The organism is Rossellomorea sp. RS05 (assembly GCF_039822645.1).
GTDB lineage: Bacteria > Bacillota > Bacilli > Bacillales > Bacillaceae_B > Rossellomorea > Rossellomorea marisflavi_B.
Window position 1 is genome coordinate 1,143,569 of record NZ_JBDKWY010000001.1, and the last position, 21,591, is coordinate 1,165,159.

Annotated in this window: 25 protein-coding genes; all 25 read right to left on the bottom strand. The window is 47.7% G+C overall.

Annotation, left to right across the window (positions count from 1 at the left end):
* Positions 1 to 16: 16 nt before the first annotated feature.
* The 25 genes from qcrB to ABJ225_RS06065 all read right to left on the bottom strand — a co-directional run bounded on the left by qcrB (position 17) and on the right by ABJ225_RS06065 (position 21,536).
* Entirely contained in the window at positions 17 to 691 is a 675-nt protein-coding gene (qcrB, locus tag ABJ225_RS05945; RefSeq protein ID WP_048005872.1) for a menaquinol-cytochrome c reductase cytochrome b subunit, read from the bottom strand.
* Between the two features lie 14 nt (positions 692 to 705).
* Positions 706 to 1,218: a QcrA and Rieske domain-containing protein gene (locus tag ABJ225_RS05950; protein ID WP_053426744.1), complete on the bottom strand. Its 513-nt coding sequence runs from the start codon at positions 1,216 to 1,218 to the stop codon at positions 706 to 708.
* A gap of 141 nt (positions 1,219 to 1,359) precedes the next feature.
* The gene (locus ABJ225_RS05955) at positions 1,360 to 1,824 is read right to left on the bottom strand and encodes a YpiF family protein (protein WP_159642705.1); all 465 of its coding nucleotides are present in this window, start codon (positions 1,822 to 1,824) and stop codon (positions 1,360 to 1,362) included.
* Between the two features lie 129 nt (positions 1,825 to 1,953).
* On the bottom strand, positions 1,954 to 2,496 hold the full coding sequence (locus ABJ225_RS05960; RefSeq protein ID WP_056535747.1) for a ReoY family proteolytic degradation factor: 543 nt from the start codon (positions 2,494 to 2,496) through the stop codon (positions 1,954 to 1,956).
* A gap of 69 nt (positions 2,497 to 2,565) precedes the next feature.
* Positions 2,566 to 3,840, bottom strand: coding sequence for a tetratricopeptide repeat protein (locus tag ABJ225_RS05965; protein WP_347318972.1), 1,275 nt, complete (start codon positions 3,838 to 3,840; stop codon positions 2,566 to 2,568).
* A 24-nt stretch (positions 3,841 to 3,864) separates the two neighbouring features.
* On the bottom strand, positions 3,865 to 4,758 hold the full coding sequence (locus ABJ225_RS05970) for a hypothetical protein (protein WP_347318974.1): 894 nt from the start codon (positions 4,756 to 4,758) through the stop codon (positions 3,865 to 3,867).
* A gap of 54 nt (positions 4,759 to 4,812) precedes the next feature.
* A complete protein-coding gene (aroA, locus tag ABJ225_RS05975; RefSeq protein ID WP_347318976.1) occupies positions 4,813 to 6,111 on the bottom strand; it encodes a 3-phosphoshikimate 1-carboxyvinyltransferase in 1,299 nt (432 codons plus the stop codon).
* 11 nt (positions 6,112 to 6,122) lie between these two features.
* Positions 6,123 to 7,226 carry a prephenate dehydrogenase gene (locus tag ABJ225_RS05980; RefSeq protein ID WP_347318978.1) on the bottom strand — a complete coding sequence of 368 codons (1,104 nt, stop codon included), beginning with the start codon at positions 7,224 to 7,226 and terminating at the stop codon, positions 6,123 to 6,125.
* Between the two features lie 64 nt (positions 7,227 to 7,290).
* A complete protein-coding gene (hisC, locus tag ABJ225_RS05985; RefSeq protein WP_347318980.1) occupies positions 7,291 to 8,391 on the bottom strand; it encodes a histidinol-phosphate transaminase in 1,101 nt (366 codons plus the stop codon).
* Positions 8,392 to 8,393: 2 nt separating this feature from the next.
* Positions 8,394 to 8,765 (bottom strand): chorismate mutase, encoded by a 372-nt coding sequence (gene aroH, locus ABJ225_RS05990; RefSeq protein ID WP_318341385.1) that lies wholly within the window; start codon positions 8,763 to 8,765, stop codon positions 8,394 to 8,396.
* A gap of 18 nt (positions 8,766 to 8,783) precedes the next feature.
* Positions 8,784 to 9,872 carry a 3-dehydroquinate synthase gene (gene aroB, locus ABJ225_RS05995; protein WP_318341386.1) on the bottom strand — a complete coding sequence of 363 codons (1,089 nt, stop codon included), beginning with the start codon at positions 9,870 to 9,872 and terminating at the stop codon, positions 8,784 to 8,786.
* 2 nt (positions 9,873 to 9,874) lie between these two features.
* Positions 9,875 to 11,041, bottom strand: coding sequence for a chorismate synthase (gene aroC, locus ABJ225_RS06000; protein ID WP_347318982.1), 1,167 nt, complete (start codon positions 11,039 to 11,041; stop codon positions 9,875 to 9,877).
* A gap of 235 nt (positions 11,042 to 11,276) precedes the next feature.
* Complete coding sequence (locus tag ABJ225_RS06005) at positions 11,277 to 12,044, bottom strand: CheR family methyltransferase (protein ID WP_056538434.1); 768 nt, start codon at positions 12,042 to 12,044, stop codon at positions 11,277 to 11,279.
* A 211-nt stretch (positions 12,045 to 12,255) separates the two neighbouring features.
* Entirely contained in the window at positions 12,256 to 12,702 is a 447-nt protein-coding gene (gene ndk / locus ABJ225_RS06010; protein ID WP_053426733.1) for a nucleoside-diphosphate kinase, read from the bottom strand.
* Between the two features lie 111 nt (positions 12,703 to 12,813).
* Entirely contained in the window at positions 12,814 to 13,776 is a 963-nt protein-coding gene (hepT, locus tag ABJ225_RS06015) for a heptaprenyl diphosphate synthase component II (protein ID WP_056535721.1), read from the bottom strand.
* A gap of 35 nt (positions 13,777 to 13,811) precedes the next feature.
* A complete protein-coding gene (locus ABJ225_RS06020) occupies positions 13,812 to 14,513 on the bottom strand; it encodes a demethylmenaquinone methyltransferase (protein ID WP_056535718.1) in 702 nt (233 codons plus the stop codon).
* A 4-nt stretch (positions 14,514 to 14,517) separates the two neighbouring features.
* Positions 14,518 to 15,354: a heptaprenyl diphosphate synthase component 1 gene (locus tag ABJ225_RS06025; protein WP_347318985.1), complete on the bottom strand. Its 837-nt coding sequence runs from the start codon at positions 15,352 to 15,354 to the stop codon at positions 14,518 to 14,520.
* Positions 15,355 to 15,530: 176 nt separating this feature from the next.
* Complete coding sequence (gene mtrB / locus ABJ225_RS06030; RefSeq protein WP_048005887.1) at positions 15,531 to 15,752, bottom strand: trp RNA-binding attenuation protein MtrB; 222 nt, start codon at positions 15,750 to 15,752, stop codon at positions 15,531 to 15,533.
* Positions 15,753 to 15,771: 19 nt separating this feature from the next.
* Positions 15,772 to 16,338, bottom strand: a complete 567-nt coding sequence (folE, locus tag ABJ225_RS06035) for a GTP cyclohydrolase I FolE (RefSeq protein WP_056535711.1) — start codon at positions 16,336 to 16,338, stop codon at positions 15,772 to 15,774.
* A 163-nt stretch (positions 16,339 to 16,501) separates the two neighbouring features.
* Positions 16,502 to 16,774 carry an HU family DNA-binding protein gene (locus tag ABJ225_RS06040; RefSeq protein ID WP_032087878.1) on the bottom strand — a complete coding sequence of 91 codons (273 nt, stop codon included), beginning with the start codon at positions 16,772 to 16,774 and terminating at the stop codon, positions 16,502 to 16,504.
* A 563-nt stretch (positions 16,775 to 17,337) separates the two neighbouring features.
* On the bottom strand, positions 17,338 to 17,517 hold the full coding sequence (locus tag ABJ225_RS06045) for a hypothetical protein (RefSeq protein WP_347318988.1): 180 nt from the start codon (positions 17,515 to 17,517) through the stop codon (positions 17,338 to 17,340).
* Between the two features lie 43 nt (positions 17,518 to 17,560).
* Complete coding sequence (spoIVA, locus tag ABJ225_RS06050) at positions 17,561 to 19,039, bottom strand: stage IV sporulation protein A (RefSeq protein ID WP_048005889.1); 1,479 nt, start codon at positions 19,037 to 19,039, stop codon at positions 17,561 to 17,563.
* Between the two features lie 243 nt (positions 19,040 to 19,282).
* Complete coding sequence (locus ABJ225_RS06055; protein WP_373921189.1) at positions 19,283 to 19,990, bottom strand: hypothetical protein; 708 nt, start codon at positions 19,988 to 19,990, stop codon at positions 19,283 to 19,285.
* Between the two features lie 76 nt (positions 19,991 to 20,066).
* The gene (locus tag ABJ225_RS06060; RefSeq protein ID WP_056535708.1) at positions 20,067 to 20,264 is read right to left on the bottom strand and encodes a DUF2768 domain-containing protein; all 198 of its coding nucleotides are present in this window, start codon (positions 20,262 to 20,264) and stop codon (positions 20,067 to 20,069) included.
* Positions 20,265 to 20,546: 282 nt separating this feature from the next.
* Positions 20,547 to 21,536, bottom strand: coding sequence for an NAD(P)H-dependent glycerol-3-phosphate dehydrogenase (locus ABJ225_RS06065; protein ID WP_235563637.1), 990 nt, complete (start codon positions 21,534 to 21,536; stop codon positions 20,547 to 20,549).
* Between the last annotated feature and the right edge of the window lie 55 nt (positions 21,537 to 21,591).

Consider the following 21,591-nt stretch of genomic DNA (forward strand, 5'->3'; position numbering starts at 1 on the left):
ATAGGTTTGTTCGATTTTACAACGGTCCAGATATACCCTGCTTACGGATCATGAGGAAGTGAGCTCCCATCAGTCCGAGTAAAGCTGCCGGCAGGAAGAATACGTGGATCGCGAAGAATCGTGTAAGCGTCTGCGCCCCTACAATATGGGGATCACCCGCGAGGAGGGACTTGACCTGATCACCTATGAACGGGGTTGCTCCCGCAATCTCAAGGCCGACCTTCGTCGCAAATAGCGCTTTCATATCCCAAGGCAATAAGTAACCCGTGAAGCCCAGACCCAACATGACGAAGAAGATCAATACCCCAACGACCCAGTTCAATTCACGAGGTTTTTTATAGGCTCCCTGGAAGAATACACGCAGGGTATGTAGGAACATCATGACGATGACGAGACTTGCACCCCAGTGGTGCATACCGCGTACGATCTGTCCGAATGCCACTTCATTTTGCAGATAATAAACCGATTCCCATGCATTTTTGATATCCGGAACATAGTACATCGTCAAGAACATCCCGGACAGGATTTGAATAACGGTAACGAAAAACGTCAAACCGCCAAAGCAGTAAACGAACGCAGAAAAGTGATGCGCAGGGTTTACGTGTTCAGGCACTTCGTGATCCGCAATATCACGCCATAGCGGCGTAATGTCTAGACGCTCGTCCACCCAATCATAGATCTTGTTAAGCACTGAATACGCCCTCCCTACTTCTTAACGAATTTATTTGGTTCAGGTTGTCCAAGATACAGGATCCCGTCTTTCTCTTTTGTCGGATATGAATCCAACGGAGCGGTAGGCGGTGTCCCGGGAACGTTTTCACCATTCTTGTGGTAAAGTCCGCCGTGACATGGACAATAGAACATTTCTTTGTGATCTTCACTTGCGTTCCAGTTGACCGTACAACCCAAGTGCTTACAGATCGGTGAAAGGGCAATGATCTTGCCTTCCTTGTTTTTGTAGACCCAGGCCGTCTGTGTCACATCCGATGTATACCAGGCATCTTTCTGCTCATAAGAGAAGTCGACACGCACAGGCTCATTGGAAAGTTCGGACACTTTTTGTTTCGTTGCTTTAAAATCCCCAGATGCTTCCGCTTTCAAAACTGGATCAACAGCAAAACGGACCATCGGCATCAGCATACCCGCTGCCATGAAACCGCCTACACCCGTGAGTGTATAGTTAAGGAATTGACGTCTGGAAACACGCTGCTTGCTCATCCTTTTCCCCCCTCTGTCGTAAGGTAAGTCCATCCCGGACATATTTCGCACAAATATAAAACTAGGACATAACCATGATATATTAAACTTTTTGTAAAATCAATAACTGTATTGTCTAAATAATACAACAATGTGAAGTTTTTATGAATTTTTCTGCCACTTCTGAACAATCACATTCAGGAGCTGTTTCACCTGATCTTCCATGATCGAATGCTTGTATTGCTCGTCGAGATGCTCGAGCGGGATCGAAGGCACCCAGATCAGCCCGTCACCCATCAGCTCCTCCACCCCTTTCCATCCGCTATCCGACGTCAGGAAGAAGCAATGCTTCACACCGCTCTCCTTCAGGCCGTTCCCCCACTGGGCGAGACGTTCCTGCTCACCGGGATATCCGGTATTCAGGGAGTAGGTGTATGGCGGGGTAATGATCATCCTGCCTTTGAACTGCCTTTCGAGATGGAAGCACAGGAGGGTGATGAATTCCATCTGTGCTGCAGACGTGCGGATACCGCTTCCGAAATCGGCCGGGATCAGTGGTATGACGGCGGTGTCTATGTATTCCTTCTGCTGTTCAAATACGTCTATATCATGTGTATTCCAATTCATTTTAAACCCTCTCTTTACAAATCTATCCTTCTCTACCATCATATCATTAGTACAACCTGTTTTAAAGCGATTTCATCAGTGGAGCCAGGCAAATAAAAAAGGAAAGGCATGAGCCTTTCCTTTATCATTTCATCCTTCCAGCGTTTGAAGTTTAGAAGTCAATTCAAGGAATGCCTCCTTGTCCCCCTCATCAAGGGCACGGTCAATCGCCTCTAAGAGACGGTCCTTATGGAAGGAGTGCAGGCTTTCCGTCAGGAACTGCTCTGCAACGGCCTTATCCTTCTCATTGATCAGAAGGTATTTTGGCATGAACGGATTCTCTTCCAGGACGGCAGCGAACTGATAGCTTGCATTCGCCTTGCTGAAATTAAGCTGGATGTAAATGTCTTCATCTTTGTTCAAACGGATATCGTGAAATGACTTTTCCGCGTCGGTCGTCATGATATTCTCTTTATAGAACCTGAACGGAACTTCTTCCACACAGTGGGTGGACATGACGAGTCCTCTCGGGCAATACTGGGATTCTTCGACGAAATGAACCTTCTTCATCAATTGGTCATGACTCATCAGATAATTCAGGATCCACACGCATTCTCTGCGCTTCAGTTGATATCGATTTAAAAACCAGCGGATAAAATCTTTCTTCTCGTTGACAGAAACAGGGGTGGCCATGGTATTCCCTCCTCTGCGAAAATGGTCTGTTACAATCTATATTCGGACATGCCTTCTGTGATGCCTGGTTCAGTCTTGCAATCTTTCAATCAGATCCTGCCACTCATCGTTGGACGGGTCCATGACGATCAGCTGTTTATATACTTCTACCGCTTCTGTCCGAAGTCCTTCCTCTACAAGAAACTCTCCATACTCGAGAAGGAATTCCTGATGATTCTTAAAGTCAGTATATGCAAGACGATAATGGTTTAATGCATCCTTATATTGTTCAAGCCCCTCATATGCTTTGGCAAGGTCCCAGGAAAGCTGTGGTTCTTCCTCTCCTTCCCCTTTGACAATCGCTGCGATTTCAAGAACATCTTCGTATTTGTCATAGGCAAAGAATAACTTATTCAGGACCAGGGCCGCTTCCAGATATCCGGGATCCAGTGCAAGGGCATTCCTCAGGAGTTCTTCTGCATCGGCGTCCAGACCGAGTTTCAATGCAACCCTGCCCCCGAAGAAGCTGAGCTCCTTATTGAACTCATCTTGTTTTTGTCCTTCCCTGACCGTTTCCAGGCTTTCCTCCAGGCGCTCATCATGCTCATACGCCCGTGCCAATAGGAGATATACGGAGTGATACTCGGGGTCCAGTTCTTTGACAGACTCCAATTTCTCGATGGCCGTTTCATAGAATCCCGCTTGATAGGCCGTGAATCCGTAGCCGAACAAGGTGTTGATCTCGAGGTGTTCTTCAAGGGTTATCTCATAATGCTTCAGGGCTTCCTCAAATGCCCCTCCAACGCTATATGCCTCAGCCAGCCTCTGATGGATATGGACACCGCTGAACTCCACGTGGCCCGCTTCGACAAGGGACGTATAGTACCTAATAGCCTCGAGGAATCTGCCTGTTTCCGAATACAGCTCGGCTAGCCCAAAGTCGATGACAGGCTCATCCGGGAGAAGCACTTTGGCACTCTTGAGCTTCTGCTCACTGACTTCGAATAGTCCCTGCATCTGATAAAGATCTGCCAACAGGAGAAGTCCCCTCGGATACACCGGATCTTCCTTATCAAGTTCCGACAGGCGTTCCACGGCTTCTTCTTCCTTATCCATCTCCACCAGGATCTCCGCGATTTCAATTAGGAGCTCCCCTTCACCAGGATAGTACTCCAGCAGATTCTCATAGAGCGATTTGGCTTCTTCAAGGAAGCCGAGGTGATGCAGTTCCTCTGCGAGTGAGAACTTTTCTTCATGTGTGCCGAACTTCATTGTTTCATCAAGGTGCTTCATTGCTTCTTCCAGTTTGCCTTCTTCCAGGGAAGCGATCATTTTTTCTCCAGTGGTCATGGTCAATCTCTTCATCCTTTACATGTATGTTCCTCGGCATTACAGCCGGTATGGAGTAGGCTCCACAAAAAATCCGGGGGTGCGTATGATAATCTCTTCACCTTTCCCCTGACAAGCTATAGGACGCCCGTCCAGGAAAAGACTTTCCCCTTTACTCATCGTACATTTTAGCACAAGTTGGGTATCTTGAACGAGCAAGTCGCCCTCCTCATCGTTCTCCAAATAAAGGTTATAACTAATTTCTCTGCCGGGAGATAGAATTCCTCTATGTGGGTATATCCCGATTTTTTTCATAAACTCGTCATTAAGAGGGACTTTTTGTCCAATTGGGAGACCGATATGGGGAATCTTCACCGATTTCATCGTATTTTGCCAGATCCTCAGATGCTTTTCACGGGTTTTGGTGTCCGGTTCCGTCGAAAAAAAGGGGACAAAAGTAATGGGGTAGTGATTGAGGGCCTCTCTGATCCACCCCCATGGGACCGCCAATAGTGCATCGATATCCATGATGTCAGTCCAGATGACAGGGACTCTGCGGGACCTGCACTGACGGATGATCCCCGGTGTGATCCTTTGAGGGGTCGTCTTCATCCCGATGATGAAATCGAGGGGACTAGATTCCATCGTTTTCTTGATTCCCCTCCAATTTTCTTCAAATCGATATTCATATTCAAGGTGAAAGGCCGTCAGGATGGTTGTGCACCCTTTGCTTATGAAGTCATCCATGGACCCTTGATCCATGAGGTATCCCGGATAGTCAAGATCGCAAAAAACATGGGTCGGCCCCATAATAAAGGGAGAAACATCCACCCGCATGAAACGGTACTGTGGGAATGAACGTCTGATGGCCGAGATGATCCCCTCTTCCACTAGGATCGACACAGGTTCCGAGCCGCCAATCATCCTTACTTGTTCCAAGATATATGAAGTCATGAAAACATCACCGTCCTTTATAGACAAGCTATGAAGGAGGTGATGTTTACATGACTATGTGCGTGCTATCAATTGATCAATATGTTCGAAGAATTGAGGATATGAAATATTAATGGCTTCATGGTTTTGCAATACCACCTCAGAGGTCGTGATCAAGGACGCGATGGCCAGTGTCATACCGATACGGTGATCCCCCCAGGAATGAACTTCTCCTCCGTGAAGGTCCTTCTTCCCGCGGATGATCATCCCATCATCCGTGGCTTCGATGTCGGCTCCGAGCTTTTTCAGTTCCTCGACGATCGCATCGATGCGGTTTGTCTCCTTCACCTTCAACTCTTCTGCGTTTCTGATCACCGTCGTCCCTTCTGCCTGAGTGGCAAGGAGAGCGATAATGGGGATTTCATCGATCAAGGTCGGGATGGTATCTCCTCCGATTTCGACTCCATGCAGACTCGATGTTTCAACGACAAGATCTCCTACAGGTTCCCCTTTGGCATCTCCCGAAGGAATGACCTCAATGGATGCACCCATCTCTTTCATGACAGAAAGGATCCCCGTCCTTGTCTCATTAAGACCTACATGCTTCAAGCGCACACGACTCCCTGGAACGATGGCTGCCGCAACAATGAAAAAGGCTGCTGAAGATATATCTCCAGGTACATCGACCGTGCATCCCTTGAATGCCTGGCCACCCGTCACTTTGATGCTCTGCCCTTCCCTCGAGACTTCTCCGCCGAACTGGACGATCATCCTCTCGGTGTGGTCCCTGGTCCGCTCCGGTTCGATCACTTCTGTCACCCCTTCAGCCTGTATGCCGGCAAGAAGGATCGCAGACTTCACCTGGGCGCTTGCAACGGGTAGTTCATATCGGATCCCTTGAAGATCCCCACCCCTGATGGAAAGGGGTGTATAATCCCCGCCTGCGCGCCCATCGATCTTTGTTCCAAGTAGCTTCAAAGGGCCTGCCACCCGCTTCATCGGCCGTCTGGCAATGGATTCATCACCGATGAGGACGGAATGGAAAGGCCGCCCTGCAAGTAGCCCCATGATGAGCCGGGTAGTAGTTCCGGAGTTTCCTGTGTCAAGAATATCAACAGGTTCCTCCAGTCCTTCCCAGCCCTTACCGTGTACGATGATTTCATCTTCAGAGACGTCGATCTGCACCCCGAGTTTCCTGAAGCATGAGATTGTACTCAAACAGTCGTCACCCATAAGGAAGTTATGTACCTTCGTCTCCCCTTCTGCAATGGAGCCAAACATGATGGCACGGTGGGAGATGGATTTATCGCCGGGCACATTGATTTCTCCATCCAGTCCCCTTGCCGGTTTCGCCAGTCTTTTACTGTCCTGCATATTGATTCACCTCATCCTAAGAATAATTCATAGCCTGTTTTATTTGTCAGGCATTTCATCGCCTTTTCCCTGTCCTGAGACGTTTGGAAGCTGATGACCAGCACTCCGTATATGTCTTCACGCGTCTCCATGATCCGGATATTGGTCAGACTGATCTCCTCTTCAGCCAGATAACCCGTGATCTCCGAGATCACACCCGGGTAGTCGGGTACATCTACGAAGAGATCATAAAAGGATGGGATTGCGCCTTTTGAAAGCATCGGTAGCTCGTCCCTGAATGATTTTGCTTCCTCGAAGTAGGATGCGATCACTTCGGGATCATTTTCTTCGATCATATCGATGACTGCTTTCATCTCCTCATTCCACTGGTCAAGCTGGGCAAGAAGGACTTCCCTGTTCTGCATGGTGATGTCTTTCCACATGACGGGGCTCGATGAAGCGATCCTGGTGATATCACGGAATCCACCGGCAGCGAGCCTCCTTACATAGGGATGATCCTCAGCGTGACGCTTCGCCTGCTGAACGAGTGAGGCTGCCACGATGTGGGGGAAATGACTGATTGTTCCCGTGACAGCGTCATGCTCTTTCGGATCAATCACGATGAACTTCGCCTGGGTCCCCTTAAGCCACTCCTTCAGCTCGTCAATCCTCTCTTCCGAGTGCCCTTTCCCTGGAGTAAGCATGTAAAAGGCGTTCTCAAATAGAAAATCCTTGGCAGCCGTGACCCCGCTCTTATGAGAGCCGGCCATGGGATGTCCTCCTATGAAACACCATTTATCAGGAAGAATTCTCTCCGCCCTGTCCATGATTTGTGCTTTTGTACTTCCTGTGTCGGTTATGATGACAGTCGGCTTCAAGTTGAAATCCCGGAATGTTTCAAGAAGTTTTTCCGTCTGGAAGACAGGCGTCGATATGATGATCAGATCCGCTGATTTAACAGCATCCTTCAATGATTCGACGGCTTCATCGATGATTCCGAGGCTGAGACCAAGCTTCATTTCCTTTTCCTGCACATCAAACCCTGCAACCCTTGCTTCGGGATGCTGATTCTTTATACACAGGGCAAGGGACCCCCCGATGAGTCCAAGCCCTATCACTACTACATTACCCTTCATGTTCCTTCCACCTCGTCCCGTTAGAAAAAAGTCGGAAAGAAGATTCTTTCCGACTGGTCACTATTCATTGTGTCAATCTGGCTCCAAGGAGTTCTTTCATCTTGGAGATCACTTCATCGTTCTGTTCAGTAGAACCGACTGTCACCCTCACAGTATTCGGGATGCCAAGAGCCTCCCCAGATCGTACGATGTAGCCTTTGCTCATGAGGAACTGGAAGACTTCATCTCCGCTCACGCCGAAATCGATCAGAATGAAATTTGCCTGGGACGGAAAATACTTCAGCCCATTTTCTTCACAGAAATCATAATATTGTTGAAGACCCCTGCGGTTTGCTTCCTTGCATTTCTCGATGAATGCCTGATCCGTTAGTGCCGAGAGGGCTGCCCCCTGCCCCAGTGCATTATTATTGAATGGTTCCCTGATCGGTTCAAGCTTACTGATGACCTCTGCACTTGCCACACCGTAGCCGACACGGAATCCGGCGAGACCATATGCCTTGGAGAACGTCCGTGTGATCAACAGCTGAGGGTATTGCGGAAGAAGGTCGATGGACTGGTAGTAATCATCAGCCACCACATATTCATAGTACGCTTCATCAAGCACCACCAGCACATGCTCAGGAACCGCATCAAGGAAGGAGACAAGCTCGCTTCTACGGATATACTCTCCTGTAGGGTTATTCGGTGAACACAACCACACGACCGATGTTTCCCCATCAATGGCGGAAAGCATCGCATCCAGATCGTGAGCACCATTTTCCTTCAACGGGATCTCGCGGATTTTGGCACCTTCAACCAGGGCATTATGCTTGTATTGCGGGAAAGTCGGCACGGCCATCACCGTGTTTGTTTCGTTGCTCAGCAAAGCCCTGGCAATGATTTCGATCACCTCATCCGACCCGTTGCCGAATAATAGCTGACCGGGTTCGACTCCAAGGAAACGGGCGGTTCCCTCACGAAGTTCTTTGGCATATCCATCGGGATAGATCGCATGTGATAAAGCATGATCGGCAAGATATTCCTTGACTGCCGGAGAGCAACCGAATGGATTTTCATTTGAAGCAAGCTTGACGACTTTATCCAATTTGTATTGAGATTTCACGTCGTCCATCGTTTTTCCAGGTTGATATGATTTCAGATTATGAATTTGCGTTTTCCACTTCATGATTAACGTCCTTTCGTTCCAAGATCCGGCCGTAAACGGATGGCTTCGTTCTTATAGATATGCTTGATTTCTTCCTGTGGCTCCTCGGTGTTATAGTGGATCATCACACGTATGCACAGGGGCAGCCCGCCTTCCACATCCAGTTCCTGCATGCACATGACGGGTACAAACGTCCAGCCCTCCAGCCGCCGCAGTGCTTTCGCCGGGAAGACACTTCCAATGTCATTGGTTGCCGAAATGAACACAGAAGCGATCTTTTCAGGCTCGATACGATTATGTAGGATCATTTCGTCCAGTAGTTGCTTGGTTGAGAGGAGGACTTCCTGTTCCTTGTTAGATGCCGCAGTGGTTGCTCCTCTGATTCCACGGATCATTCCATCATCTCCTTCTTTCTATCTATTGATTGCGCGGATGAATGTGTCCGCTTCTTCTAGTTCTTCCTTTGATACCCGAGTAAGATAGGGTTCTCCGATGTTTCGGAGGAGAACGAATTGAGGTTCTCCGTTCTTCGCTTTCTTATCTCGTGTCATAAGGGCATAAAGGTCTGTAAACGCAAGTTCTTCCGGGATGGTCAGATCATATCCGAGAGAAGCTGCCCAACGGGCGAATCCTTCGACGTCAAAGGATATCCCTGATAGTTTCCTACTGAGATACAGGGCATAAATTATTCCCACCACCACGCATTCCCCGTGGGTGCGATTCCCGTATCCACTGGCACTTTCGACGGCATGACCGTAAGTATGACCAAAATTCAGGTAGGCGCGCACACTGGATTCCCGCTCATCCCTGGCGACGATATCCGCCTTTACTTTAATTCCCCGTTCTAGGCATTCCTCCAAAAACAGATCATCGAGGGCTCCAGGTCCACGGAACGAATTCTTGATGTCTCTCAGGAAGCCTTCATCCGATAGGAATGCATGCTTGATGACTTCCCCGAATCCGGAAAGTACTTCCCCCTCAGGCAGGGATTTAAGATGATCAAGATCAAAAAAGACCGCCTCAGGCTGATGGAATTGCCCGATCATATTCTTACCAAGAGGATGGTTGATCGCCACCTTCCCACCGACTGAACTATCGTGTGCAAGGATGGTCGTCGGTACACCGATGAAGGGGATCCCCCTCATGAACGTAGAAGCCACGAATCCGGCCATATCCCCGATGGCACCGCCGCCAAGGGCGATGACGATCGAACTCCGGTCAACTCCGTTTTCAAGACCATGGGTCATGGCCCGTTCGAATTCCTCGAGCGTCTTTGCCCGCTCCCCGCTTGGAGCCAGATGGACCGTTACATCGAAGTTCGTCTCAAGACTCTCCACGAGACCCATGCCATGAAGATGGTATACTGCTTCATCTGCAATGACCCAGATTTTACGATTCCTATATCCCTTATCAATAAGAAAGGATGAAATGGATTCCCTCAAATGATTTCCGATGATGACGTCATACGTTTTGGAAGCTGTCTCGATCGCTACCTTTTTCATGATTAAAACTCCCTTGATGCCCGTCGCTGTCTTTCCACATTGTCCAATAGCTGGTCGAAGCGGTCACTATGGAATTGTTCCACAATCGCCGAAGCAAGCTCCCAGGCCACCACGGCTTCTGCTACGACGCTTGCTGCAGGGACTGCACAGCTGTCAGAACGTTCAATGCTAGCCCTGAAGGGTTCTTTCGTTTCAATATCGACACTTTCGAGGGGCTTGTAAAGGGTAGGGATCGGCTTCATGACACCTTTGACGCTGATCGGCATGCCCGTTGACATACCACCTTCGAATCCACCGAGACGATTGGTTCTTCTCGTATATCCATTCTGTTCATCCCAAATGATTTCATCGTGCACTTCACTTCCGGGTTTTCTTGCCATTTCGAAACCAAGTCCGAATTCCACCCCTTTAAAGGCATTGATACTCATGACCGCCCTAGCAATCTTCGCATCAAGCTTACGGTCGTAATGCACATAGCTTCCGACACCTGCAGGCATGCCTTCGACAATGACTTCCACGACGCCGCCGATGGAATCTCCATTTTTCTTCGCTTCATCGATGAGATCCATCATTTTCTGTCCTGCTTCCTCATCGAGACACCTAACGGGAGATTCCTCCGTTACCGTCCTTAGCTGATCGATGGACTCATACGCTCCATTTTTGGACTTGATGCCACCGATTTCAAGTACGTGGCCTACGACTTCGATTCCGAGGAGCTTCAATAGCTTCTTCGCTACACTCCCAGCCGCTACACGTACCGTCGTTTCACGTGCCGATGAACGCTCAAGCACGTTCCTCAGGTCTCTGTGTCCGTATTTCATACCGCCTACAAGATCGGCATGACCGGGACGGGGCCTGGATATTTGACGCTTTACTTCATCGGATTCTTCAAAAGGCTCGATTCCCATGATCTTTGTCCAATGGGTCCAATCCTTGTTTTCTACTACCAGACCTACGGGAGAGCCGAGCGTCTGCCCATGACGGACACCTCCGACGATCTGAGCCTGGTCTTTTTCAATCTGCATCCGCCTGCCACGGCCATGACCTTTTTGACGGCGCGCAAGATCTTCATTTATATCTTCAGCCAATAGTGGCATTCCTGCTGGAAGTCCTTCGATAATGGTCGTTAATTGCGGACCATGGGATTCTCCTGATGTTAAATATCTCATAACACTTTCCCCCTTCAACTCGTTAAAGAATTATGTATCAATATAACATAACTGTCCTCAGAATTCCTAGTACTTATACGTAAAAAAACCAGATTTCCTGTAAAGTTGCCAACCCTTTCAGTGCTTTAGCAGAGCGCATCACCCCAGCCCGGATCAGGGTAAGGAAGTGCTGTGGACGGATGCGTAAGCACTTCCATAATCATTGTAAAAAAACAGGATGACCCCCTTGCAGGAGTCATCCCGTTACATTGGACTTTCTGTAAAAGAAGGTCTCCTCTGATTGAAAACCATATTGTGAAGGAGTAAAGATCTGTTCTGTGCTCCCCACGAATAAAAATCCTCCAGGGCTTAAAGCCTCATTGAATTTCCTGTAGAGGGATGTTTTCGCTTCCTCTGTGAAATAAATGAGAACATTCCTACAAATGATCAAATCAACATGTGAGTCAAAGGGGTCCGCCAGTAGATTCTGCTGCTTGAAGGTGACACATTCGACAATGCGACGGTCCAGCGTATACCTCGTCCCATCTTTTACAAAGTATTTTTTCTTCAGCGACTCGGGTATTTCCTGAAGAGAGCGCTCTGGGTATACGGCCGTCCTTGCCCGTTGAAGGGCATTTTTATCAAGATCTGTCGCAATGATGGTGAATTGCTCGGGTTTCAAATGTTTCAATAGGATCATGGCAATGGTATACGGTTCTTCACCCGTCGAACAGGCAGCGCTCCACACCCTCAATTTTGTTCCTTTCATCAATCTCGGTAAAACAGACTCTTCAAGGACCTCCCAGCGTTTTTGGTTCCTGAAGAACTCCGATACGTTGATGGTCATGCGGTCCAGGAATTCTTCCATCTGCTCCCTGTCGTTTTTGATCAGGTTGAAATACTCCTTGAACCCATGGCACCCTTTCTTTTCATACAAAGCCGTCAGGCGTCGTTTCATTTGCGCTTCTTTGTAGAGCGAAAGATCGATATTGGTTTTACGCTTGACTGATTGAATGAACTCCATATATTCATTGGACAACTGGTTCACACTTTCTTCTTTCGGATTTTGCTACACCTACTATATCGAACGGAATGCATAAAAGTTTATGGGAAACAGGAAAACTTTATGACCATGGAGAGTAATCGACTTTCCGTTCCCCCTCAGGGGGCGGCAATTCCTACTTATCCTGAAGTCGAAAAAAAGACAAACCGTTACGACGGTTTGTCGTGATGGATCAGTAGACCCACTCGTTCATCAATTTTGAGTATTCAAGGAGCTCTTCCTCTTTGAAGAACAATCCGATTTCCCTGACAGCGCTTTCAGATGAGTCAGAACCGTGAATGATATTTTTACCGACCGTCAGCCCGAAGTCCCCGCGGATCGTACCTAGATTCGCGTCTTTAGGGTTTGTGGCACCCATCATTCCACGAGCGGTGGTGATGACATTCTCTCCTTGCCAAACCATGGCAAAAACCGGTCCGGAAGTGATGAAATCGACTAATTCCCCGAAGAAAGGTCTTTCTTTATGCTCGCCATAGTGCTCCTTTGCAAGCTCTTCTGATACGTTCATCAACTTGGCTCCTGCAAGCTGAAACCCCTTTTTTTCGAAACGTGCGACAATATCACCGATTAGTCCTCGTTGCACTCCGTCCGGTTTGACCATTAAAAACGTTTTTTCCATGCTCCCCACTCCTATTATGTATGTATAGTATGTCTTAGGACATTACAAAAAAATAGTAACAGAGTTTCGCATGTTTGGCAACGTTTCCATTTTAAATTTTCACAATATTTCTCAATATTTTCTTTTTCCAATATAATTTGCAATGTTTTTCAACGTACGCTTCACCTTGTTTGCAGGCAAGTGATCCAAGTCTTCAAGTGCCCTGTCAAGATACCTTTTGCTCAAGGCATAGGATCGTTCGATGGCATCTGTACCCCGTATAGCTTGTATAACTGACTGGATTTCTTCCGGTGAACTTTCTTCCCTTACGCGTATGATCTTTTCCTTCACTTCTGGAACATCCATGGCGTAAAGGACCGGAAGAGTGATATTCCCTTGCCAAAGGTCGCTTCCCGCAGGTTTTCCGAGCTCCTTCTCCGTTGAAGTAAGATCAAGGATATCATCGATGATCTGATAGCTCATCCCGACGTTGTACCCGAAGTTGAACAGTCTTCTATGTACTTCTTCCGGTGCTCCAGAAGAGATGGCGCCCAGCTGGCAGCTGACCGCGATAAGGAGCGCTGTCTTCCGTTTGATACGGAGGAGATAATCCCTGAGATGCTGGTCATATCGATACTTGTCCTGAATCTGTGCAATTTCTCCTTTGCACAGTTCCACTAGTGTATGGGACAGGATCCTGTGGGCCTCCGGCACCCTGATGTGGGTCATGTACTCCAGGGCACGAGCGAAAATATAATCGCCTGTATACATGGCAACCCGATTGTCCCATTGTGCCTTGATGGTGGGTTTACCCCTTCTGAGTTCCGCATCATCAATGACGTCATCATGGACAAGGGAGGCCATATGCATGAGCTCGAGGGATACAGCCGCATGTTTGACCACATTGATATCATAATCGCCATACTTTGCAGACAGCAGGACAAATACAGGTCGTATCCGTTTACCTCCGGCCTGAAGAAGGTGAAGGGAAGCTTCTTGTAAAAGGGAAGAATCCGATTGGATTGCTACTTCCAGCTCTTTTTCTATTTCCTCGATATCCGCTTTGAGAAACGAATACAATCTATTTAACTTCATAGTTTCTCCACCCATTTACCCAAAATATCGTACGTTCACTTTTTCCCGGAATGCATCGCTGCCACACCGCCGCTGAATGGCTTCACGTGAACATCCCTGAAACCTGCTTCCCCGAACATCGTTGCAAGTTCTTTCATGCCCGGGAAATCCCTAGCCGATTCCTGAAGCCATGAATATTCATTGAAGCTCTTGGCAAACAGCTTTCCGAAGATCGGCATGATGAACCGGAAGTAGCCATAATACATCTGTTTGAAAACCGGCATCGTAGGCTGGGATGTTTCAAGGCAGACGGCCATTCCTCCTGGCTTCAGCACGCGATTCATTTCTTTGAGGACATGAAGATAATCAGGTACATTCCGAAGTCCGAAGCCGATGGTCACATAGTCGAATGTGTCGTCTTCAAAAGGCAGTTCCATGGCATTCCCATGAATCAGTTCGATATTGTCAAAGCGTGAATCCCGTACTTTCTCTTCCCCGATTGAAAGCATGTTCTGACTGAAATCGAGTCCTTTTACCTCTCCCGTCTCACCGACTTCTTCAGCGATGGCCAATGTCCAGTCCGCCGTGCCGCAACATACATCCAGTGCCTTGCTTCCTGGTTCCACTGACATATGCTTCATTGTTTCCTTGCGCCACTTTTTATGCTGTTGAAAGCTGATGACGGAATTCATCTTATCGTAATTCCCATATATTTTTTCAAATACTCCATGTACTCTCTGTTCTTTAGACTGCTGCATTCCTTTACCCTTCTTCCGCATATAATTTCGTCATTTCCCGTGGTTCGGCATAGGGCAGCAGTTCAAGTACAATCTTCTTCAGATTGGGAGCAATAAGACCCCCATCCTCCATATTCCGATGAACGGCCGCTTTCACACCCTCAATGAGCCGGTCTAGGGACGAAAGCAAATGCCTATGACCTTCACTTTTCTTTTTCAAGAGCCCGCTTTCCCTCAAGGCCGACGGTAGGCTAACCTTCGCCAGTGCCTGCAGGAAGCTTGTCGTTTCGGTCTCTTCCAAGCTGCTTCGCTCCTGGATGAGCTTCTTGTATACAAGCACATCCGAGACGACTTCTTCCCACCGGGAATCGTCCATGAATGCGAAGAAATTGGAAATGATAGAGGCTTCCCTCTTTTTCAGGGTCTTCATAAGGGCGGTGATATCGGCGTGATCCCCCTTGTAGATGGATATCTTGCTCTCGTTGACTTCCTTGATGGCTTTTGCGAGAATCGCGATCAAATCAACCTCATCCGTTTCAGCGAGGATTTTGTAATATAGACTACTGAAATACACTCCGGCAAGGACCGTGAGCTGCCTTTCTTTCAGCGGATCAAACTCCGAATTCGTGACTTTTTCATGGGTATCAAGGGCAATCTGCAAAAGCATGGCAGTAGAAATCCACTGAACCTCTTCCAAGCTGATGTCCCCATTCGCCTCTGCAAACGGAAGTAAAAGGAAATGGATCCGATCCCGATCAATATAGGGATGATCGATATATTCCTTTAAATAAGAGTGATGCAGCTGCTCTTCCACATATTGATGAATGATATTCGCTTGATGGTTGCAATCAATGAATTTCATACCCGGTAATCCCCATTTCTACTATGTATCGATCTATAATTTTCAGCACTATGTATTATATCATAAATTCATGTCCAATTGGGTAAACCGCCGCGAGGTTTATAGTGAAGGGACGATGGCGAAGGCCGTACCTTCTTCCACGTCCCGCGGATTGTGCACCCTATTCACGGTCGACCTTATTTCCGGCTGTCGCTTTCCATTTCGCCATAGGCCGTCTGGATGGACGCCTTGCCCCGGATCTTGATGGCAGATGTGTGATCGGTGAATTGAGCGATCATCACTTCCCCTTTATCAAGCTTCTCAGAATGGTGGAAACGAGTATCCGTTCCCCGGGTCAGACCGATGACATTCACGCCATCTTCAATCGCTTTGATTACAATGTAGTCATTGCTGTTCATCCACGTTCACTCCCGAGTATTAGTCCTTGATGAACGAAAGCACTTCGTTCCTCGCTTGTGCGTCTTCCTTGTAGCTTCCGCGCACAGCCGTTGTAACGGTACTTGCCCCCGGCTTTTTCACGCCACGCATTGTCATGCACATATGTTCAGCTTCAACCACGACCATGACACCGTGAGGGTCGAGCGTCTCCATGATGGTATCTGCAACGGTCGATGTGATCCTCTCTTGAAGCTGAGGACGTTTTGCAACCGTCTCTACCGCACGTGCAAGTTTACTAAGTCCGGTCACCCTGCCATTACGGGGAATATAAGCTACATGAGCCTTCCCGAAGAATGGTACAAGATGATGTTCGCACATGGAGTGGAACGGGATATCTTTGACAAGGACAAGCTCTTCATGATCTTCACCGAAGATCGTTTCAAAATATTCCTTCGGATCCTGATTCATTCCCGAAAATACTTCAGCATACATTTTGGCTACCCTTTTTGGTGTATCGAGCAAACCTTCTCTATTAGGATTATCTCCTATCGCTTCCAGAATTAATCGGACAGCGTCTTCAATCTGGCGGTAATTCACTTCAGCCATCGTCGTTTCCTCCTAAAGTAACTTAAAGAAATAGTAACATTGTATATAGTATCACAAGCCATCACCCCCATCAAAGCAGAGTGCTTTGTGAACGCGCCGCGTGATGGCAATCCGATAAAAAAAAGACCGCACAATGTGCGGTCTTTACGCTCAAAGTATGTAATTATTTTACAGCTTCTTTAAGCGCTTTACCTGGTTTGAAAGCAGGTACTTTGCTTGCTGAGATCTCGATTTCTTCACCAGTTTGTGGGTTGCGGCCTTTACGGGCAGCACGCTCGCGTACCTCGAAGTTACCGAATCCGATCAACTGTACTTTATCACCATTCGCCAGTGATTCCTGGATTGTATCAAAAACAGCGTCGACTGCTTTTGTTGCGTCCTTCTTAGAAAGTTCAGCAGCTTCTGCAACAGCATTGATTAGTTCTGTCTTGTTCATGCCATTCACCTCCTCCCAAGGAAATGCCTCAGTTTTGGTTCATTTACTTTTACTATCATTAGTAAACAAGTTTAGCGAATTCTATACATGAACAGTAAAAAATCGCTTGAAAACGTTGATGAATCAATATTCAACAACAATTCTGTTAGTAGATTATCATAATAGATTGGCCTTAGCAAGAATAAAACCAGAAATAATGGGAATCTTTTCTTATTTGATACACAAATGTAATAGAAACCCCTCTTTTTGGCTTTAAATACAAGGTTTATCCATCATTCCACCCTTGGTCACTCTACCCTTCGACACTTATTATTAAACCTTTTGACGCCTGTCTTGTCTGAGGTTAACGAGAAAAATTGCATCATGGCCGATCAAAATGATCCAGATATCGGATTATCGTCTCCAGCCGGGTGTTCGAGCCACAGGGTCCTTCATGGACGGTCACTCACTGGGACAGTATCGTTCGACCGGTTTTGCATTTTTTATAGTACTCCAAGAATTCCTCACACCTCTCCCCCGTCCGATTGCACGGGAGATTCGGGTACACCCATCCCGGATCACATTCAGGCTTCCCGCCGGATGCCACCCATCTCATAAGCTGGTACACCTCTTATAGAGACCGCCTTCTTGCATGCCCCGGCGAACCGACCTGTCCGTTCAGTGCGGACAGGTGATGACGCTTTACTGTAGGAAATCACCGATACATAGGCGGAATAACCCGTGATGCACGTCAGGAATTTCACATAAAAAAACCTCCCGACGTTTGCTCATGTCGGGAGGTTCCGGTTAGAGGATGATGGCGATCAGACCGCCTGACCCTTCATTGATGATCCGTTCCAGTGTATCCTTGAGTTTGTAGCGGGCATTTTCTGGCATGAGGGATAGCTTTGCCTGGATGCCTTCCCTTACGATCGAGCTCAGGGAACGTCCGAAGATATCTGAATTCCAGATTGATAGTGGATCGTCTTCGAAGTCCTGCATGAGGTAGCGCACGAGTTCTTCGCTTTGCTTCTCCGTCCCGATGATCGGTTCGAACTTGGACTGTACATCGACCTTGATCATATGGATCGACGGGGCGACGGCTTTCAGGCTGACGCCGAAACGTGAACCCTGCCTAATGATTTCCGGCTCATCGAGGCTCATGTCGGACAAGGACGGAGCTGCAATGCCATATCCAGTCTGTTTCACCATACGCAACGCATCTGATATTTGGTCATATTCGGCTTTGGCGTGGGCGAAATCCTGCATGAGTTCCAGAAGGTGATCTTTCCCCCTGATCTCGACGCCGACGATTTCCTTCAGCACCTCATCGTAGAGCTCATCCGGTGCATACAGGTCGATTTCGGCTATCCCCTGCCCCATGTCGATACCGGCCAACCCAGCCCTCTCGATATGCTCGATTTCGCTGAAGTGGTGGACGACCCGGTCTACATCCCTCAGGCGCTTGATATCTTTCACCGTCTCCTTGACGGCTTCCTGATAGTTCTGTCTCAACCAATGCTCTTCTTTCAGCACCATGACCCAGCTCGGTAGATTGACGTTCACTTCCAAGACCGGGAATTCGAACAGTGCTTCCCTCAGGACGTTCATGACGTCCGAATCCCTCATGCTTTCGACGCTCATGGCAAGCACCGGGATATCGTATTTATCCTGAAGCTTCAGTCTCAGGTCTTCGGTTTCCGGCGCATGCGGCCTTGCCGAGTTGATGACCATGATGAACGGCTTGCCGACTTCCTTCAGTTCTTCAATCACTCTCTCTTCCGCTTCGATATAATCTCCGCGGCCGATTTCTCCGATGGATCCGTCGGTCGTGACGACCACACCGATCGTGGAATGCTCCTGGATGACTTTACGTGTCCCGATCTCAGCCGCTTCATGGAACGGTATCGGTTCTTCATACCACGGCGTGTTGATCATCCTCGGGCCATTCTCATCTTCATATCCCTTGGCACCCGGAACGGTATACCCCACACAGTCTACCAATCTTATATTCACTTCAAGGCCTTCGTCCACATGAACGGAAATGGCCTGATTTGGTACAAATTTCGGCTCTGTCGTCATGATGGTCCTTCCGGCAGCGCTCTGAGGCAGTTCATCCTGTGCCCTGGCCCGCTCGGATTCACTTGCAATATTGGGTAGGACCACCAGTTCCATGAATTTCTTAATGAACGTCGACTTCCCGGTCCTTACAGCCCCTACAACCCCCAGGTAAATATCCCCACCCGTTCTTTCGGCAATGTCTTTAAATAGATCGACTCTTTCCAAGAGACTCCCTCCTATCTTCTATTCCAAGGATCGAATTCATCCGCTTATGCTGTCTCTCACAGTAGGTTTGATGTTGTCCTAATGTCTTAAGACTATTAATATGCACCTTTTACCCCCTTATGAATGATTTCAGAAATTTATTATGTCTTGGCATTTATGATCCTTCATACAGAGAAGGGAATAAAAAATGTCATAATAAAAAACCCTTCTCCTACACTATATTTTGCAGAAGAAGGGTTATGCCTATTTTGTCATGAAGACCGGTTCATTCTTATCGTCAATCGTATAAGGGAGTGAATAGGCAGGGACGAATAGAGAATCCTCGGTCAATAGCCTGCGGATGTCCTCCCCTTCCTTCACATCGTTTCGATCTTTCACTTTATCGTACAAATCCATCGAGTAGTCTACGAAGATCTCCCCGTCTCCGTTGATAACAAGAGGGAGATTATGATTCGTATATGGACTTTGTACATAAACTTCATCATCATATCCAAGTTCTTTATAGTTGAGCTTGTATACATTTTCCGCCATCTGCTTTTCAAAAGGAGGATAATCCTGAGCCTGGATACGGATATTCACTTCCCTGATCCTTTCAGCCATCCGAAGATCAAAAATCTTCACTTTGGGATCCTCTTCTGCATCGATGATGACATATTGGAAAATACCACCGCTCTCAAATGCATTACCCGGTACTTCATTGAGATACTGAGGAACGAGCTTTTTGAAATCCAGGGGATATTTCTGATAGATGGGGGTGTCTTCTTCCTTTGTTTTGATCGGAAGAAGCCCGCCCGTGTCTTTCTGATATGTATCGACGGCTTCTTGAACCGATTTGACCTGGGCATCGTAAGGAATTTTGTTCTGGCTTTTATTTTCTTCCGGATACAAGCATCCCGATAGGAGGCTCATGGTGATGACCAGAAGCAAGGCTAGTACTCCGTTCTTATTCAATCATAATCGTCCTTTCACAATGGAGCTGTTCAACCCGCCGTTATCATACGGCACCTTCGGACAGGATTGAAGCGCTTTAATTTGACGGTCCGCTCAATACGATATAGAGCATGGTGAGCCCTCCGGCTATCATCATGATATAGGCCGCAAAGGCAGTGACGAATTTCAATACCTTTTGCTTGATTTTATACCTGCTGAAGTAAATGGTCATGATTGCAAAAAACATAAAGCCCATCGATGCGAATGAAATCCACATCTTCATCATTGATGTCATGATGTATCCCCTCCCATTTATCGAATTGTATTATAACATAAGAAATTCCGAAAAAAACAAAAAATCCGAATCTGAAACAAAGTTTCCATTATTATGTGATGCAGCGTATTCATTTCCAACATATCGCAAAAAAACAGCCGATAATATCCAGGGAACCCCCTATCATTACCGGCTGAACAGCTTGAGACCTACCCATCCATAAGCAAAGCTGTATATATTCAAGACAGTGTATGCACGTTTGTTGGTTGCGTATCCTCTATATGCCCATGGATGGCTGTTTTTTTAATCCGTCAGACGTTCTCCGAGGATATTGACGAGATCTTCCATTTCGTTCGTCTTGACCCTTGCCATGAGATGGTCGACCGCTTCCTTCGCCTTGACCTCATTGAATAGGACATCATAAAGAACATTCGTGATCGGCATCTTCACATCGTACTTTTCGGCTAGCTGATGGGCAGCCTTCGTTGTACGGACACCTTCCACCACCATCCCCATGTTTTCCAGGACTTCATCGAGATTCTTTCCTTGACCGAGTAGATTTCCGGCTCTCCAGTTCCTGGAGTGGACGCTTGTACACGTAACGATCAGATCACCGATACCCGTAAGGCCTGAGAACGTCAGGGGATTGGCACCCATTTTCGTACCCAGTCGCGCGATTTCTGCGAGTCCCCTCGTAATGAGGGCTGCCTTCGCATTATCACCGTAACCAAGGCCGTCCGTGATCCCGGCAGCAAGGGCGATGATGTTTTTCAGGGCTCCGCCGATTTCAACACCAAGAAGATCAGGGTTTGTATACACCCTGAAGTTCTTGTTCATGAAAAGATCTTGCACTTCTTCTGCAGCCTTCATATTCTTCGAGGAGACCGTGACCGTCGTCGGATGGCGCAAGCTTACTTCTTCGGCATGACTCGGTCCAGAAAGGACAACAATCGCCTCCCTGTTCACTTCATCCATTTCTTCTTCGATGATTTCAGAGATCGTCAAAAGTGAATCCGGTTCAATCCCTTTACTCACATGAACAACCGTCAGCGGGCCAGCCTGTTTCTCCTGAATCCGTCCGAGTACCCCGCGGATCGCTTTTGTCGGGACCGCAAGGATGATCGTGTCCACCCCTTGAAGGGCTTCTGCCAAATCGTGATAGCCGCGGATCGTTTCAGGTAGTTTAATATCTTTCAGATACTTCCCGTTCGTATGATGACGATTGATTTCGTCGATCTGTTCTTGTTTATGTCCCCATAGGCGGACCGGTACGTCGTTATCGGCGAGGACCATGGCCAGGGCAGAACCCCAGCTCCCCGCGCCGATCACGGCAACTTCTTTAGAATGT

Coding starts and splice junctions, on each gene's coding strand:
- folE (WP_056535711.1), bottom strand. CDS start 16,338: ATGGCTGAAGTGAATTACCGCCAGATTGAAGACGCTGTCCGATTAATT.
- hisC (WP_347318980.1), bottom strand. CDS start 8,391: ATGAAGTGGAAAACGCAAATTCATAATCTGAAATCATATCAACCTGGA.
- ABJ225_RS06040 (WP_032087878.1), bottom strand. CDS start 16,774: ATGAACAAGACAGAACTAATCAATGCTGTTGCAGAAGCTGCTGAACTT.
- ABJ225_RS06065 (WP_235563637.1), bottom strand. CDS start 21,536: ATGGTCCTCGCCGATAACGACGTACCGGTCCGCCTATGGGGACATAAA.
- ABJ225_RS05970 (WP_347318974.1), bottom strand. CDS start 4,758: ATGACTTCATATATCTTGGAACAAGTAAGGATGATTGGCGGCTCGGAA.
- ABJ225_RS05965 (WP_347318972.1), bottom strand. CDS start 3,840: ATGAAGAGATTGACCATGACCACTGGAGAAAAAATGATCGCTTCCCTG.
- ABJ225_RS06005 (WP_056538434.1), bottom strand. CDS start 12,044: ATGGAGTTCATTCAATCAGTCAAGCGTAAAACCAATATCGATCTTTCG.
- aroC (WP_347318982.1), bottom strand. CDS start 11,041: ATGAGATATTTAACATCAGGAGAATCCCATGGTCCGCAATTAACGACC.
- ABJ225_RS06020 (WP_056535718.1), bottom strand. CDS start 14,513: ATGCAGCAGTCTAAAGAACAGAGAGTACATGGAGTATTTGAAAAAATA.
- mtrB (WP_048005887.1), bottom strand. CDS start 15,752: ATGAACAGCAATGACTACATTGTAATCAAAGCGATTGAAGATGGCGTG.
- ABJ225_RS05960 (WP_056535747.1), bottom strand. CDS start 2,496: ATGGCCACCCCTGTTTCTGTCAACGAGAAGAAAGATTTTATCCGCTGG.
- ABJ225_RS05950 (WP_053426744.1), bottom strand. CDS start 1,218: ATGAGCAAGCAGCGTGTTTCCAGACGTCAATTCCTTAACTATACACTC.
- ABJ225_RS06060 (WP_056535708.1), bottom strand. CDS start 20,264: ATGACATCAATGATGAAGATGTGGATTTCATTCGCATCGATGGGCTTT.
- ndk (WP_053426733.1), bottom strand. CDS start 12,702: ATGGAAAAAACGTTTTTAATGGTCAAACCGGACGGAGTGCAACGAGGA.
- ABJ225_RS05980 (WP_347318978.1), bottom strand. CDS start 7,226: ATGAAGGGTAATGTAGTAGTGATAGGGCTTGGACTCATCGGGGGGTCC.
- hepT (WP_056535721.1), bottom strand. CDS start 13,776: ATGAAGTTAAATAGATTGTATTCGTTTCTCAAAGCGGATATCGAGGAA.
- aroH (WP_318341385.1), bottom strand. CDS start 8,765: ATGATCCGTGGAATCAGAGGAGCAACCACTGCGGCATCTAACAAGGAA.
- aroB (WP_318341386.1), bottom strand. CDS start 9,872: ATGAAAAAGGTAGCGATCGAGACAGCTTCCAAAACGTATGACGTCATC.
- ABJ225_RS05955 (WP_159642705.1), bottom strand. CDS start 1,824: ATGAATTGGAATACACATGATATAGACGTATTTGAACAGCAGAAGGAA.
- ABJ225_RS06025 (WP_347318985.1), bottom strand. CDS start 15,354: ATGAAATTCATTGATTGCAACCATCAAGCGAATATCATTCATCAATAT.
- aroA (WP_347318976.1), bottom strand. CDS start 6,111: ATGCAGGACAGTAAAAGACTGGCGAAACCGGCAAGGGGACTGGATGGA.